The sequence below is a fragment of the Snuella sedimenti genome, assembly GCF_016428595.1.
GTDB lineage: Bacteria > Bacteroidota > Bacteroidia > Flavobacteriales > Flavobacteriaceae > Snuella > Snuella sedimenti.
In genome coordinates this window covers 34,734-50,531 of record NZ_JAELVQ010000010.1, presented here as the reverse complement: position 1 = coordinate 50,531, position 15,798 = coordinate 34,734, and the positions used below count along the sequence as shown (strand labels likewise).

The 15,798-nt window shown below is 36.3% G+C and carries 13 protein-coding genes; 6 read left to right on the top strand and 7 right to left on the bottom strand.

The annotated features are described in order from the left end of the window. Nucleotides 1-77 precede the first annotated feature (77 nt). The 4 genes from JF259_RS09370 (at nt 78) to lptB (ending at nt 2,982) form a co-directional block, all read left to right on the top strand. Nucleotides 78-995 carry a KpsF/GutQ family sugar-phosphate isomerase gene (locus JF259_RS09370; protein WP_394370594.1) on the top strand — a complete coding sequence of 306 codons (918 nt, stop codon included), beginning with the start codon at nt 78-80 and terminating at the stop codon, nt 993-995. Continuing rightward, nucleotides 995-1,828, top strand: coding sequence for a twin-arginine translocase subunit TatC (gene tatC / locus JF259_RS09365; protein WP_199115055.1), 834 nt, complete (start codon nt 995-997; stop codon nt 1,826-1,828). The genes JF259_RS09370 and tatC overlap by 1 nt, the downstream gene beginning before the upstream one ends. Further along, nucleotides 1,821-2,168: a carboxymuconolactone decarboxylase family protein gene (locus JF259_RS09360; protein WP_199115135.1), complete on the top strand. Its 348-nt coding sequence runs from the start codon at nt 1,821-1,823 to the stop codon at nt 2,166-2,168. Before tatC ends, JF259_RS09360 begins: the two co-directional genes overlap by 8 nt. Nucleotides 2,169-2,241: 73 nt before the next feature. Beyond that, a complete protein-coding gene (gene lptB, locus JF259_RS09355) occupies nt 2,242-2,982 on the top strand; it encodes an LPS export ABC transporter ATP-binding protein (RefSeq protein ID WP_199115054.1) in 741 nt (246 codons plus the stop codon). 383 nt (nt 2,983-3,365) lie between these two features. On the opposite strand, the gene JF259_RS09350 is transcribed toward lptB, so the two are convergent. Next, nucleotides 3,366-4,163 (bottom strand): TerC family protein, encoded by a 798-nt coding sequence (locus JF259_RS09350; protein ID WP_199115053.1) that lies wholly within the window; start codon nt 4,161-4,163, stop codon nt 3,366-3,368. 8 nt (nt 4,164-4,171) lie between these two features. Further along, the gene (locus tag JF259_RS09345; protein WP_199115052.1) at nt 4,172-4,924 is read right to left on the bottom strand and encodes a CDP-alcohol phosphatidyltransferase family protein; all 753 of its coding nucleotides are present in this window, start codon (nt 4,922-4,924) and stop codon (nt 4,172-4,174) included. 971 nt (nt 4,925-5,895) lie between these two features. Between JF259_RS09345 and JF259_RS09340 the strand changes: the two genes are divergently transcribed. Continuing rightward, nucleotides 5,896-6,966 (top strand): putative type IX sorting system protein PorV2, encoded by a 1,071-nt coding sequence (locus tag JF259_RS09340; protein ID WP_449618956.1) that lies wholly within the window; start codon nt 5,896-5,898, stop codon nt 6,964-6,966. A 12-nt stretch (nt 6,967-6,978) separates the two neighbouring features. Then, nucleotides 6,979-8,145, top strand: a complete 1,167-nt coding sequence (locus JF259_RS09335; protein WP_199115051.1) for a lipoprotein N-acyltransferase Lnb domain-containing protein — start codon at nt 6,979-6,981, stop codon at nt 8,143-8,145. A gap of 736 nt (nt 8,146-8,881) precedes the next feature. Here JF259_RS09335 and JF259_RS09330 read toward each other — a convergent pair. The 5 genes from JF259_RS09330 to JF259_RS09310 all read right to left on the bottom strand — a co-directional run bounded on the left by JF259_RS09330 (nt 8,882) and on the right by JF259_RS09310 (nt 15,222). Continuing rightward, the gene (locus JF259_RS09330) at nt 8,882-10,273 is read right to left on the bottom strand and encodes a sugar transferase (protein WP_199115050.1); all 1,392 of its coding nucleotides are present in this window, start codon (nt 10,271-10,273) and stop codon (nt 8,882-8,884) included. Between the two features lie 479 nt (nt 10,274-10,752). Next, nucleotides 10,753-11,766: a glycosyltransferase family 4 protein gene (locus tag JF259_RS09325; protein WP_199115049.1), complete on the bottom strand. Its 1,014-nt coding sequence runs from the start codon at nt 11,764-11,766 to the stop codon at nt 10,753-10,755. Nucleotides 11,767-11,805: 39 nt separating this feature from the next. Next, the gene (locus JF259_RS09320) at nt 11,806-12,621 is read right to left on the bottom strand and encodes a transglutaminase domain-containing protein (protein WP_199115048.1); all 816 of its coding nucleotides are present in this window, start codon (nt 12,619-12,621) and stop codon (nt 11,806-11,808) included. Nucleotides 12,622-12,709: 88 nt separating this feature from the next. Then, nucleotides 12,710-14,098 (bottom strand): O-antigen ligase family protein, encoded by a 1,389-nt coding sequence (locus JF259_RS09315; protein ID WP_233164195.1) that lies wholly within the window; start codon nt 14,096-14,098, stop codon nt 12,710-12,712. Beyond that, on the bottom strand, nt 14,095-15,222 hold the full coding sequence (locus tag JF259_RS09310; protein ID WP_199115047.1) for a glycosyltransferase: 1,128 nt from the start codon (nt 15,220-15,222) through the stop codon (nt 14,095-14,097). The genes JF259_RS09315 and JF259_RS09310 overlap by 4 nt, the downstream gene beginning before the upstream one ends. Nucleotides 15,223-15,798 lie beyond the last annotated feature (576 nt).

Sequence of the window (15,798 nt, the reverse complement as noted above, 5' to 3'; positions counted from 1 at the left end):
AAAGCTTCAACTAAAAAAATTAATAAATTTTGAACAGCAAAAATACGATTATCAATACAGCTAAGCATACTATTGACATGGAAAGCAAAGCCATTTCAAACCTATCAAGTTTAGTAACTAATGATTTTGCCGAAGCTGTAGAACTCATATACAAGTCTAAAGGACGTGTTATTATTACGGGCATTGGTAAAAGTGCCATTATTGCCAACAAAATTGTAGCCACACTTAATTCTACTGGTACTCCAGCTATTTTTATGCATGCAGCCGATGCCATTCATGGTGACTTAGGACTTATTCTTAAGGACGACGTAGTGATTTGCATTTCGAAAAGTGGCAATACACCCGAAATAAAAGTATTGGTACCACTTATTAAAAGTGCCAATAATAAAATGATTGCCATTACAGGCAATACCGAATCGTTTTTAGGGCAACAAGCCGATTACATTCTAAACACCTTTGTAGAAAAAGAAGCCTGCCCTAACAACTTAGCGCCTACAACCAGCACAACGGCTCAATTGGTTATTGGTGATGCACTGGCAGTATGTTTATTGGAATTACGCGGATTTTCAAGCAATGATTTTGCCAAATACCACCCCGGTGGGGCTTTGGGAAAGAAATTATACCTAAGAGTTCACGATATTTCATCTGTTAACCAAAAACCAAAAGTAACTGCCAATACTAGTATTAAAGAGGTTATTATAGAAATCTCAGAAAAAATGCTCGGGGTAACTGCAGTAATCGAAAATGATAAAATTATTGGTATTATTACCGATGGCGATTTGCGAAGAATGCTTAGCAAGGTAGACAATTTTGCTTCCCTAACTGCCAAGGATATTATGAGTGCTAACCCTAAGCGCATAGCTGCCGATGCCATGGCTATAGATGCTATGGAACTTATGGAAAATAACGATATATCGCAATTGCTTGTAGAAGAAAATGGCCTTTATGCAGGCGTTGTTCATATTCATGATTTAATAAAAGAAGGAATTATATAATGGCGAAAAAACTACAAAAGAATATTAATGAGATGTCTTTTTTAGACCATCTTGAAGATTTACGGTGGCATTTAATTAGAATTGTATTAGGTATTGTAATCGTTGCCAGTTTGGCTTTTATTTTTAGCCGATTTATTTTTGATCAGATTATTTTTGCACCTAAGGAAATGAGTTTCCCCACCTACCATTATCTGTGTAAAATTGCGACGTTCATTAATTTAGAGACCAGTTTTTGCAATGACAAAATACCTTTGATTCTACAAAACAGAACCATGGCCGGACAGTTCTCTGCCGATATCTGGACAGCTATATTAGCTGGATTTGTTGTTTCTTTTCCCTATACTATTTATCAATTATGGAAATTTATTAGTCCCGGACTGCATGAAAATGAACGCAAACACTCTCGTGGTTTTATTATCATTTCATCCTTATTATTTTTTACTGGTGTTGTATTTGGCTATTACGTAATTACGCCTTTGTCTATAAACTTTTTAGCTAACTATAAAATTTCTGAAGCGGTAGATAACCAAATCGATATTGGTTCGTTTATAGGTTTAGTAAGATCATCTGTTTTGGCCTCTGGACTCATTTTTGAATTGCCTATTATTATTTATTTTTTAACTAAGGTAGGTTTGGTAACACCTGAGATTTTAAGGAAATACAGGAAATACGCTTTGGTTGTTGTATTGGTATTATCCGCTATTATAACACCCCCAGACATTGCCAGTCAGGTTATTGTTGCAATTCCTATTTTGATACTCTATCAAATAAGTATTTACATTTCAAAAATTGTTGTACGAAATGAAAAACGAAAAGCCAAGCAACATGCCTGATATTGTTTCCGAATTTAATGATTACCGTTCAAAAATGAACGATACAATTTTAGCCGATAACAATAAGGTTATAAAGCGCATCTTTAACTTAGACACCAATGCCTATGCCGAAGGTGCACTAGATGTTAAAACCAAAGAACTTTTAGGATTGGTTGCCTCAACGGTATTACGCTGCGACGATTGTATTAAGTACCATATGGAAACTTGCTACAAGCAAGGCATTCCTAAAGAACAAGTTGTAGAAGCCCTAAGCATCGCCACATTGGTTGGTGGCACTATTGTAATACCCCATTTACGACGTGCTTACGAATTTTGGGATGCCCTGGAACAACAACGTTAAACAAAACATAAATTTAATCTCCGCTACAATAGTCTATACGTTTTTACTATTTTTAGCGTTCATTACATAGCCTATGATCTTAAGAGCCGAAAATTTAATGAAGTCCTATAGCGGACGAAAAGTTGTAAAAGATGTTTCTTTGGAAGTTAACCAAGGGGAGATTGTTGGTTTACTAGGACCAAACGGTGCCGGAAAAACCACTTCCTTTTATATGATTGTTGGCTTAATTAAACCCAATGGTGGCACCATTTATTTAGACAACAAAAACATTACGAAGTACCCCATGTACAAACGCGCTCAAAATGGTATTGGCTACTTAGCGCAAGAAGCTTCCGTATTCAGAAAGTTAAGTATTGAAGATAATATTTTAAGTGTACTACAACTAACTAAACTCAGCAAAAAGGAGCAACATGATAAAATGGAATCTTTGATCGAAGAATTTGGACTGGGGCATATCCGCAAAAGTCGCGGTGATTTGTTGTCAGGTGGTGAACGCCGTCGTACTGAGATTGCACGTGCCTTGGCAACGGATCCTAATTTTATTTTATTGGACGAACCTTTTGCAGGGGTAGATCCAGTAGCCGTAGAAGACATTCAGCGTATCGTAGCCCAATTAACTAAGAAAAATATTGGCATACTAATTACCGATCATAACGTACAAGAAACCCTGGCTATTACAGACAGAACTTACTTAATGTTTGAAGGTAGCATTTTAAAAGCTGGAGAACCCGAAGAATTGGCCAACGATGCTATGGTTAGAAAAGTATATCTGGGACAAAACTTCGAACTACGTAAAAAGAAGATTCGGGATTAGGTTTCAGTTTCAATTATCCGTATGTAATAATTGCAGAACAATATTCTATTAGTCAATTATTTAACCCATTAAAACCTGCCACTTCTCTGTATTACACTACAACTACAGACAGGGTAAAATTCAATTCCGATTTCCTTTTTATAAGTCTTGTCATTCCTGCCTTGCTTCTTTGCTCAAGATAAACTGCGACAGGAATCCAATGGTTTAACAGAATAATCAATGTATAAAACCATGCATCAATACTATCTCTACATCTTAACCAAGAAAAGGCACTTTACAGATTGTCGTTACAAACAATTTAAAACGAAGAATATTTGAACACAAAAGTAAACTAATGGAAGGCTTTACCTAACTTAGTTAAAAGCCCTTAATATAAGCTCAACTCAAGAATGTGAATCACCCGATTCATCTATATTATTTCTTTTCTGCTCTGCCAGCAACTTCTTTTGGTAACGCCCTTGCACAATATCGGTAATCACCAAAATAGCGATCACAAAGTAAAAGGTTGTTTTGCTCATGTGTTCAATATGATTTCCAAAAAGTGTTAAATGCGCCAATTCGCCACCTTCGGTAACCAACATAACCCCCACTATAAACAAAATAAACAAGCCTAACACTTCATACATTCTATTTTTCGCCAAAAAACCAGACACTCTATCAGCTAGCCAAATCATTAGCAAACCACCAATAACAATGGCAGTCGCCATAACCCAAAACACATTGGTCAACGCCATAGCACTTAATATGGAGTCAAAAGAAAACACAACATTCATAACTACAATCATGCTAATAACCTTAGCTACCGAACTTTTTCTTTCCCCCTCAACGGCATGATCGACTTCTTTCGTTCCAATCATATGCCAAATCTCTTTCATGGCGGTATAAATAATAAATATGCCACCTCCCAACACAATAAAACTATGAATAGTAAACCGCCCTTCGGCAACACCTTCAAAAGCAAACTGCAATACAGGATCTTGGAAATAATCTATAAGTTCTATTAGTACGAACAGTAAAATAATACGCAAGACTATAGCCAATAAAATACCTACCTTTCTAACATAAGCCTGCTTTTCTTCTGGTGCGCGCTTACTCTCTAAAGAGATATACAACAAGTTGTCAAAACCTAAAACAGCTTGTAAAAGCACAAGCATTAACAGGGTGAAAATGTTTTCTAACATACATTAAATTATTTGGATATTACAGTGTCTAAAAGAGATATCCCTATATAAAGCAGAATAATTGCAGGAATGGCAGCAAATTGTAAAACAATCAAAAGCACGACACACAATATTACAAACACGTATCGAGACGCATTTGCCTTAAAGCTCCAATCCTTAAATTTTAATGCAAACAGCTTAATAGTTGAATTTAACAGATAGCAACTCAATAAAGTTAGCCCAATTAAAAACCAAGTATTCAAAATAACAGCATTCATAATGTCGCTATTTTGAAATTCTATAATAAGCGGCAAAGAAATAATCAATAAAGTATTTGCTGGAGTTGGTAAGCCTTTAAAGTAACTTTGTTGCGCTTCGTCTAAATTAAACTTTGCCAGACGATAAGCCGAAGCTAGGGTAATCAACAAACCCATAAAAGGCACGATAGATCCATTAAAGCCATCGCCATGCAATAGGGTGTTCCATTCGGCAGACTGGGCAGCTACCTCTGGTCTGTCGATCGTAACGCTCAATAACTTATACATAATAATCCCCGGCACCAAACCACTGGTAACCATATCGGCCAGTGAATCCAACTGCACTCCCAATGGCCCCTGTACACCTAACTTTCGAGCAGCAAAACCATCAAAAAAATCAAAAAAGATACCAGTAAATACAAACAGCGCCGCAATTGTAAAATTATTAGTAACAGCAAAAACAACTGCAATACTCCCGCATAATAAATTTAAAAGTGTAAGTGCATTAGGAATGTAACGCTTCATAAAGTCTATTTATAGTTTTTCGTTTTGTAAAAATAGTAAACTATATCAAATACTAGTTTCCTATTTTTGAATAAAGCAAATAGTAATTTATAAGGGGTTCATTGAGAGCGCAACGAAGTGAAGTGAAATGAAGAATCTCCTTCTTATTAACGATTTACAACGTACGATGTACGATTAATTATTGATGATTAATTCCCAATCAGGATGTATACTAAAAATTAAAAGACACTATCCCCAAAACCTTAAACCCTACACCCAAGACCTCTAAATTGACGATCTACGCATAACGATTTACGATTGCTCTTTGACAAACCAATATAAAAGATCTCTAAAAATCAAATGATACTATTTCCTTTATCCAAAACCCAAGAACCAAGAACCAAGACAATAGACACATAACTTTTTAACCTGTAACTTGAAACCTGTAACTTTTAATTTATCCCATAACCCAAGACCTTAGACCCTAGACCCTAGACCCTAGACAAAAGACAGATAACTTTTTAACTTGAAACTTGAAACCTGCAACTTTTAGCTTTTAACTTTGCCTCAATACCCAATACCCAACACCCAAAACCATAGACCCAACACCCAAAACCTCTAAATTGACGATTGATGAATAACGATTTACGATTGCTTATAACTACCCTCACCCATAACCCAATACCAAAGCCACATAACTTTCCAACTTCATAACTTGATAACTTGAAACTTGAAACTTGTAACTTGTAACTTTTAACTTTTAACTTTACCCCAAAACCCTACCCAAAACCCAAAACCCAATACCCAATACCCAACACCCAATACCCTAGACCAAAGCCACATAACTTTCCAACTTCATAACTTCATAACTTGATCACTTCATAACTTGATAACTTGATAACTTCATAAGAATAGAACACCTACAAACAATATCTCTTAACATTTCAAGTTTATAGCTTATAAATTATGTGCATATTTGTAAAAAAATATATTTGAGATTTTACTTAACCATACTGTTTTTTGTGCTTTCGCTAACCCTATTTGCACAAACTACCCGTAAATATTCCAATGAGTTTATGAATATTGGGGTGGATGCTGCTGCTTTGGGAATGAGCAGTGCCGTTACGTCACATACAAACGATGTAAATGCAGGATATTGGAATCCGGCAGGGCTATTGCATCTTGAAGACAATCAATTGGCTCTAATGCATTCCAGTTATTTTGCAAACATTGCAAACTACGATTATGCTGCGTTTGCCAAGCCGTTGGATGACCGCAGTGTTGTGGCACTCTCGCTTATTCGCTTTGCGGTAGATGATATTTTAAATACAACACAGCTCATAGACGATCAAGGCAATATTAATTACGATAGAATCAGTCTCTTCTCAACTGCCGATTACGGGTTAACATTTTCATATGCAAGAGACCTTCCCGTACAAGGACTTAGTTTTGGGGTCAACGCTAAAGTAATACGTCGTATCATTGGTGATTTTGCTTCCTCATGGGGCTTTGGTTTCGATGCTGGCATACAGTTTGAAACCGACAACGATTGGATGTTTGGTGTTATGGCACGAGATATTACGACTACATTTAATGCATGGAGTATTAATAAGGATGAATTTGCCAAGGTACAAAATGCCATAGAAGGTCAAAACCAAGAACTTCCAGAAACTACCGAAATTACCATCCCAAAATTACAGATAGGTATTTCCAAACTTATGACCTTCCATTACGATTACACACTACTAACCGCTATTAATTTAAATGTAAGGTTCGAAGAAAATAACGATATCATCTCATCCTCGTTTGCCAGTATCAATCCAGCATTAGGTCTTGAGTTTGGGTATATCGACATGATATACCTAAGAGCTGGTATGGGTAATTTCCAATACGAAAAACAAATAGGCAATTCAGAACAACTTAGCTTCCAGCCTAGCTTTGGCTTAGGCTTTAATCACAAAGGCATTCAAATAGATTATGCCTTTACAGATATTGGAGACCAGAGTATCGCCTTGTACTCTAATGTATTTTCTTTAAAACTCGATTTTAGTATCTTTAGATAATCTTATAGCACTATGTTTAAAAAGATTCTCCCTATTCTATTACTTTGCTTCTTTAACCTATTAAATGCGCAACAAATTGAGCTATCCCCAAAAGCTCAAATTAGTGTATTAACTGTGGATCCCGGTCCCTCGCTAAATGATGCATTTGGACATAATGCATTTCGGGTTAAAGATCCAACTCACAACATTGATCAAACATTCGATTATGGTCGCTTCGATTTTGAAGCTCCAAATTTTTATTTAAACTTTGCCAAAGGCAAGCTAAATTATTCTATAGGAGACACTGCTTTTTACGATTTCCTGAGACTCTATAGCTATTATAACAGGAGTGTTAAAGAACAAGTTTTAAATTTATCACAACCCGAAAAGCAAACCCTTTACAATTATTTATTAGAAAACAATAAGCCCGAAAACAGAAACTACCTTTATGATTTCTTTTATGATAATTGTGCCACAAAAATTAAGGATGTTGCTAATATAGCTGTAAATAACCAGTTGGAGTTTAATCTTCCCGAAGACTTTAAAGACGCGAGTTTTAGAACCCTAATCCAGAACAACCTAAACAAAAACTCTTGGGGAAGCTTAGGGATTGATGTGGCTTTAGGTGCTGTAATCGATAAAAAAGCAAGACCAGAAGACCATATGTTTTTACCAGAAAACATTTATAAATTCTTTCAGAATGCAACCATTAAAGGTCGTGGCCTACCTTTAGTAAAAGAAAGCCGTGTTTTATATGAGCAAAAACCCACATTACAATCAAATGCATTTTTCACAAGCCCTTTGTTTATTTTTGGCTTATTCGGGTTACTCATCATCTGGCTCACCTATAAAGATTATAAAACCAACAAGCCTCGTGTTTGGTTAAATGTTACACTATTTTCACTTACAGGTGCCATTGGTGTTTTTATCCTACTACTTTGGTTTGCCACCGACCATACTGGAACACACCAAAACTACAATCTGCTTTGGGCCTTTGCCCTTAACTTACTGGTAATCCCTCAACTTTATAAAAAACAGACAAACATTTGGTTTATAAAGTATTTAAAATTTTTAATTATACTACTATGCTTATTAACCCTGCACTGGATTGTAGGTGTCCAAGTTTTCGCCATAGGACTAATACCATTCCTAATCGCTCTAATGATTAGATATGTATTTTTGGTTCATTATTATAAATAGCGTTTGGTTGTTGGTTAAAATAAGCTATGAGAATTAATCCTAATCAACCCTCCTATTTTTACTCAAGTAAGTTGTTAACAGTTAGCAGTATCCAGTGTTCAGTATTCAGTATTCAGTATTCAGTAAAAAGTATACAGTTAGAGTCGGTAATCAGTGAGTTTCTAAACAGTAAATCCAAACACCCTAGACCCATTAACAGTTAGCAGTATTCAGTGTTCAGTGTTCAGTATTCAGTAAAGTATACAGTTAGAGTCGGTAATCAGTGAGTTTCTAAACAGTAAATCCAAACACCCTAGACCCATTAACAGTTAGCAGTATTCAGTGTTCAGTGTTCAGTGTTCAGTGTTCAGTATTCAGTAAAAAGTATACAGTTAAAGTCGGTAATCAGTGAGTTTCTAAACAGTAAATCCAAACACCCTAGACCCATTAACAGTTAGCAGTGTTCAGTGTTCAGTATTCAGTAAAAAGTATACAGTTAGAGTCGGTAATCAGTGAGTTTCTAAACAGTAAATCCAAAGACCCTAGACCCATTAACAGTTAGCAGTATTCAGTGTTCAGTATTCAGTATTCAGTATTCAGTAAAAAGCATACATTTAGAGTCAGTAATCAGTGAGTTTCTAAACAGTAAATCCAAACACCCTACACCCTAGACCTAAAACCTCATAACTTTTTAACTTGAAACTTGAAACCTGCAACTTTTCACTTTTAGCTTTTCACTTTTAGCTTTTAACTTCCCCTATTGCCCCCTAAAAAAGATCATGGTAGTAATGGTTTTTATTAGAATGTTTACGTCCAGAAAAAAGCTCCTATGTTTTATATAATACAAATCATATTGTAATTTAAGCAAGCTGTCATCTACCGACGACCCGTACCTGGTATTTACTTGCGCCCAACCTGTAGCACCCGGCTTTACAATATGCCGTGTTTCATAAAAAGGCAAAAGCTGTGATAGTTCTTTTACAAAATAAGGACGTTCTGGCCTGGGACCAATTAAACTCATATCCCCTTTAAGAATATTAAAGAATTGTGGAAGCTCGTCCAAACGGGTATTCCGTAAAAACTTACCAAACAAGGTTATCCTCTGGTCATCCTTCTTCGCCCAAACCGCTCCAGAAGGCTCAGCATTCTCGATCATCGTTCTAAATTTGATGATTTTAAAAGTTTCCCCGTTTTTACCAACACGCACCTGTGTATATAAAAGTGGACCCCGGTTGGCTATCAAATTACCTAAAAGGATAAATGGCACCAAAGCTATTGTAAACACAGTGCCTATTAAGGATATAACAATATCAAAAAACCGATGAAAGAACAAATACAGCTTATTTTGATTACTTCTACTAAACGGGAAGTACTTGTAAAAATCCTTACCAACAAACTGTACCGGCACCCTATATGTCATATCCTCATATACTTGCGTATACTCGCGTATAGGAAAACCCGTTTCTAAAAGCGAAATCAAAATGCGGTAAATACTAGGAGTTATGGTTTCAGAGTTATAACTAGCCACTACAATCTCCGATATATTTTCTTTCTTAACAACGCCGTCAATCTCATAGGGACTATACTCTTTTATACCTAAAAATTTAACACCATCATCCCGTTCCATTTCACAATTAACAAACCCTACAATTTTATAATTTGGATCTGCCACATTAAAAGCATGCACAATTGCTTCCATATTAGAAATCTCTCCGACCAACAAGACCTTTTTATAAAATCGAGGAGACACAATAAAAGCCAAGTAAAGCATACGCCAAGCAAATAAAGCGAAAAGAATAGCAAAATAAAAATAGAGTATCTGAAGTCTGTTATCCGGTAAAAAAGGCGTATAAAAAGGGGTTAAAAAATAAAACAATACCGTAATAGATACAGTTAAAACAATATTTGCCGACACTCTTTCCAACTTACTGGATTTTTGGAGATCGTACAATTCAAACACCGTCCCAAAAATGGAAATATACAACACCAATACCAACACCCATGTCCAACTGGCCTTAGTTATAATAAAATAATCAAAATCAAATATATTTCCAACTAAGTAGAGCACACCAAGAATACATAAAATATCGAATACCCTCAATAAAATTTTACGTTCAGAAATGTTAAAATGAATATTTTGATTGGGCATGTTAAGAAGAGATTAATAGCAATTATAAATATAATAAGTTAATTTGATTGTAGCATTATATTATCGATCTCATTTATATTTTTTGGATTAAACCAGTTTCAAAATATCAGTTCGAGCATTTTCTGTCAGACTGAGTGCAGTCGAAATCAAAGAAAACCGTATCGAAAACTATTTTCAAAGACTAAGATCTTATTCTCTATAGTTCTGCTGAGTCTATCGAAGTACAAATTTTACTCATTTCAATCGTAAAATGCACAACGGGTAGGATTTAACCATGGACTAATAATAGCGTGAACAATGGATAAGGAATTTATGTCAGTTTGAGTGCTAAATTCTTCCAAAAATTCACTCCGAAGTGACATCAGAACTCTTAAACATTATTCACGTTAATAATAAGCCATTTTTGAATTACTGACTAAAAAACAGCAAACTTAGGACAAAGAGTGGTCATTTACCCAATTTAAAAAAGTTTAACGCGTTCACTGTAAAACATTACGCCACAGCTGTCTTACCTGCTTCCAATCTATCTTTTCAACAACCATACGAGCCTGCTTAGCCATTTGCAAAGCATTTTGTGGTCTTGAATAGATAGCCAATAAAGCATTGGTAAAGGCTTTTTCATCATTAGGAGGCACTAAAATGCCGTTAACTTTATTATCAATTAAAAATGGCATACCTCCTACATTAGTAGATACCACTGGAAGCCCTAAAGCCATAGCTTCCATAACACTAACAGGCATATTATCAAAATTGGACGTATTGATAAACACATTGTAATCCTCAGACAAAGCAATCCATGCTTCCTTGGTCAGTTTTCCCGTAACACGTACATTTACACCAAGCGTTTCAGCTAAGGTTTGTGTTACCTGCAAACTCCTGTCACCACTATCTGGCCCAACCATACACAGCGATGCTTTAACACCCTGTTCTTGTATATTTTTCAATATTTTTACGGCTAACTCCGGATGGTATATCCTAGCGAACGAACGTACCCACAACAAATTAATTTGCTCAAAGCCTCTATCTTTAAAAGGATACATCGCAAGTGACAATGTATTAGGAATATGTCCTACATTGGTGTAACCATGTGTTTCAAAGGCCTTTTTTAAATAAGCCGACGGTGCAACGTACTTATACGCATAACAAAATAGCAAGCGGCTTAAATATGGATTGGTTTCCAAACGCTTTGGCAAGTTACCCCCATGAAGTATCGGTATATATTTTAATTTAAGTAACCGGCATAATTGCGACACGCAAAGCGCATACCAGAAATTCAAAGTACTATAAGTATCGATCAACACCATATGGACTGTATGCCTATAGCGCCAGCAGGCCCAAAGCATATCCAGTAATCGCCCTATTTTATTCAGTTTAGAAGAAGCATAATATACCCTATAACCTTCTCCTTCCAACAATGGACCCAAACAATCTATGGCTGATGCATTACGCTCTTCACTTGCTAATTTATTTCCTATATAAAGGATATGTGTCATAGAGTTAGGATTGGGTCTTAGGTGTTGGGTTCGATGAATTTAAGCTAGGTTATTTTTATAACACTGCAAAGGAAACAAATAGTAATAACTTTTCTTTGCCAGATATAGCCAAAAATGAATGACAAAAATAGGAAGGTAGGGCTGAAATTTATCTAAATACCAATCGTAAGTATTATTACGGTAATTACATATTAAAAATGGCATCCGTTCGGTATGTAGATAATAATCTTTAATCAACTTATAATCAATAGGATTTGAGCTTAGGAAGGACCTGAAAACAATCCGTTTCTTCTCTTTATTATTTTCGAACAGTTCTAATACCGACAAGGGCTCTTCAGAGTCTTCCTCATAAAACATTAAAGACTTAGCGACATCTATTAACACCCACTTATTATGCTTGTCTGAATAAAATTCGTTTACTGCATGTCCGCCAAATTTGTTCTTATACGGTAACGATGTGATACCCCACTCTCGTACCTTAATATCGTTTAGCACGCAAAAGTTATTGAATACCTGGGCAATGTCGCTACACACCCCCCCTTCCCCCTTAAGCATCTTTTTAAGTGCTTTTTCAGAGGACAAACTAAGCCCCGATCCTCCTTTAATATGCATGCGTAACCACTTTGCCAGATACAGCGTCTTATCAAAATCACTCAAAAACTGAGTTTCTTCAAATATCTTTAAATTAATAGTTTTGAAATAGGTCGGAAGGTTTTCTCTTTGGTTAATGGTATTGTAACTATAATCCCAAGCTTCGTCGGCAGCTGCCTTTTTTGACAATAATTTAAACCTTGTATAATACAAATAAGGATGCCGTTTAACGATCCAGCGTATTTTTTGTATCGGTTTTAGCATAACTTTCTGTAGGGTGTCTTTAAAAATAAGAAAAAAAAACAACTATCCTTGAATGTTTTGCTACAGATACTTAAAATTTAGCTAAGCACTATTTTAACTTTCTGTTCGTACCACTTTTCCTTATGGTTTTCAAATAATACCCCTCGGGCACCACATTCAGCAAGGCAAAAGCATACAATAGTCCAGGCGCAGCAATACGCATGCCCGAATGGTTAATGGTGGCAAACCAAAAGGCCAAAAAAGCATAAAAAAAGTAATTGCGTTTATTACCTGTTCTATACCCTATAGGTTTAATTATTAAGATCATAATGATAATGATCCCTAAAAGACCATGCTCTGATAATAAACGTCCTATCTCATTATGTGAAGGCAAAGAAGTTCCACTGGTTTCCACCCGGATATCCTTGACCCGACTGGCACCAATTCCTAAAAAAGGACTACTTAAAAAGCCATCTATTTCTTCCATAAACAAGTCGATACGTCCGGTAGTAATATCTCCTTTTTTTATACCTTGCGCATTTTCATTGGCATAACGCTTATCTATCAGGCCATGCGTTTGGCTCGAGCTAACCACCCAACTCACCATAAGGGTCAATCCCAATAGCAGAAAAGAGATTACAATTTGGTTTTTCATTTTATGTGAGGAACGATAAAACAAACTTCCCAAAAAAGCTGCAATTACAATAACGGCTGCAAACACACCTCCACGACTAAAGGTAACAATAGCTCGAAAGGTCATAGCACCAAGAATGACTATATTCAAAATTTTCAAGAACAGATTAGGTGATTTCAAAAACAAGCGTACCACCATAGCAAACATACCCAATCCCAAAGCCGTTGCTACCTGATTAGGCCCAAAACCTCCAGACGCTGCTGCATTGGAAGCCGTTCCCGAAAGCGTATCTTTAATACTGGGATTATATAAAAACAAGTAAGTAGTCATGCTTATAGAAGGTAATGCCAGACACATTATAATATCTAGCACTTGCCGATTGGTCACCATTCGATTATAGCAAAACAAAGCGGCAATCCCCAGACACACAGGACCACTTAACACAAAAGCAATGTTGGTTCTAAAATTGGCAAAAAAACTAAGCGTAGAAGAAGCCACTAATATGGAGGGAACCAGTAAAATCAAGTACAAAAAGTAAGGATATCCTTTACCATTAACCCCTTTAAAAAACATTCCTATCAACATAAACAGAATAACCAGATATTTAGAAGCCTCATATGCAATAGCTCCATCGGTCATACGCAACAACACCTCTGCCCCCGCAAAATAAGCACAAGCTAAAAATACCTGTTGGGCCTTTTTAGAAGCCGGAGACAATATGATACGAAACATAAAATACCCCAACAAAACAAAAAAATAAATTTTTGATAAGGGTTCGAAAGCATACAACACAATCCCTATACCTATATGTGCGAATACCAAGGGTATATAATGATCGTGGTATGTACGTACGCGGGGACTCAAACCGATAGTATTTTTTTAATTTGTTCGTTGTAATGGGCGTAGGTAAACTTTAAAACGAGTGTATCAAAAGTAGTCAACATCTTTTTATATACCGAAGGTTCTAAATATAAAGCACGCTGCAAACACCCCATTAGGTTCTCTATAGTAACCGGATCCAACAAAAACCCGTTCTCGTCATTTTTAATATAATGACCAATGGCAGATAGCTTTGATACTACTGGCAAACATCCAAAATTCATGGCCTCGACAATTACTTTCGGGAAACCTTCCGAAGCCGTTGTAGGCAACACAAATACCTCACACGATCTATATATATCAAATACATCCATCCTCGACAAAGCACCATGAAATATGTATTTAATCGAACCCTTAGCTGCCAAAGCTTTAAAATACGGCATTTCAGTTCCTTCACCAACCAAATGTACAGTTCCCACCCGTAAACTATCCGCCTCCGACAAACCATTAAACGCTTTAATAATACGCTCTACACCTTTCTCTTCTTCCAATCGTCCCACAAAGCAAAAGTTCAAGGCACCTGTATACTTTTTTTGCGATCTTATACGCTTTCCAATGGCAATGTCTTCCATGGTCAAGCATGGATTTTCAAAACTTATATGATGATCTGGCTGGTCAGGCCATTTACCATTAATAGTGACTTTCCTACCTTGTAACTTCAACATCCAACGTTGCAAGGCGTACCCCAAGGGCGCCTGTTTTTGGCTCCAGTTTCCGGCATACTTGTACCAACCCGGTTTTTTTACAAACCAACTTAAATAAGGAATCAAATAAACTCCCATGCCCGTTGGTGTACGCAACTGAAAACAATCCACATCCTTTAACACGCTGTTAATTATCTTTACAACAGTTGGTGCTTTTACTAAGGTATCCAGCTTACTTTTCAGGGTACGCCCTCCAGTAGTCGGCACAGGCACAAAAACGATTTTATCAGAAACATAGGGCGATGCACTTGGTGGTGCTGTATCGGTATGTAGCATGGCCACGTGGTAAATGGTGTCGAATACCTCCAACAAATGATTGATTTCATTCACCGTTGCCCCCCAACCTACCAAAGTCCCAGTATCGGTCGTATAATGCTCCGTATGTGAAATAATTGCTAACTTCATCTATTGTCTGTTGTATTAAAACAAAGGTGCTATTTTTATTTAAACTTAAAAATTATTTTAGATTTAAACTTATTATATCTATTCTGATTTGAATTTACTCAAAAGAAAGTATCAAGATAAAATGAACAGGCATGAATGTGAGCTTACTTTTTTGCATTGCCCAAAAAAGTAACAAAAAAGTCTAGCCTAGCAATCTTCGGCGGTCTTACAGGGTCTCGGAGCCTAAAATAAATGAACTCCTCCCGCTGGTCGTTAGACAGCATTTCTTTTTACGGCACCTTCACTCGCCTGCCAGATTACAATGGCAATTTATACTGCTAATTTAAAACACAACCTCATAACCCATAACCTAAGACCCATAACCTTGAAACTTGAAACCTTCAATTTACAATTGATTATTGCCTATTGATTATTATAAATACCCATCATACCAATTAAAACAACCACTCCAACCCCCATTACCCTAGACCTTAGACCTATTAACAGTATCAGTATTCAGTAAAAGTATACAGTGAGAGTTGGTAATCAGTGCATTTCTAAACAGTAAATTCCCAACACCCTAGACAAAAGACGCAA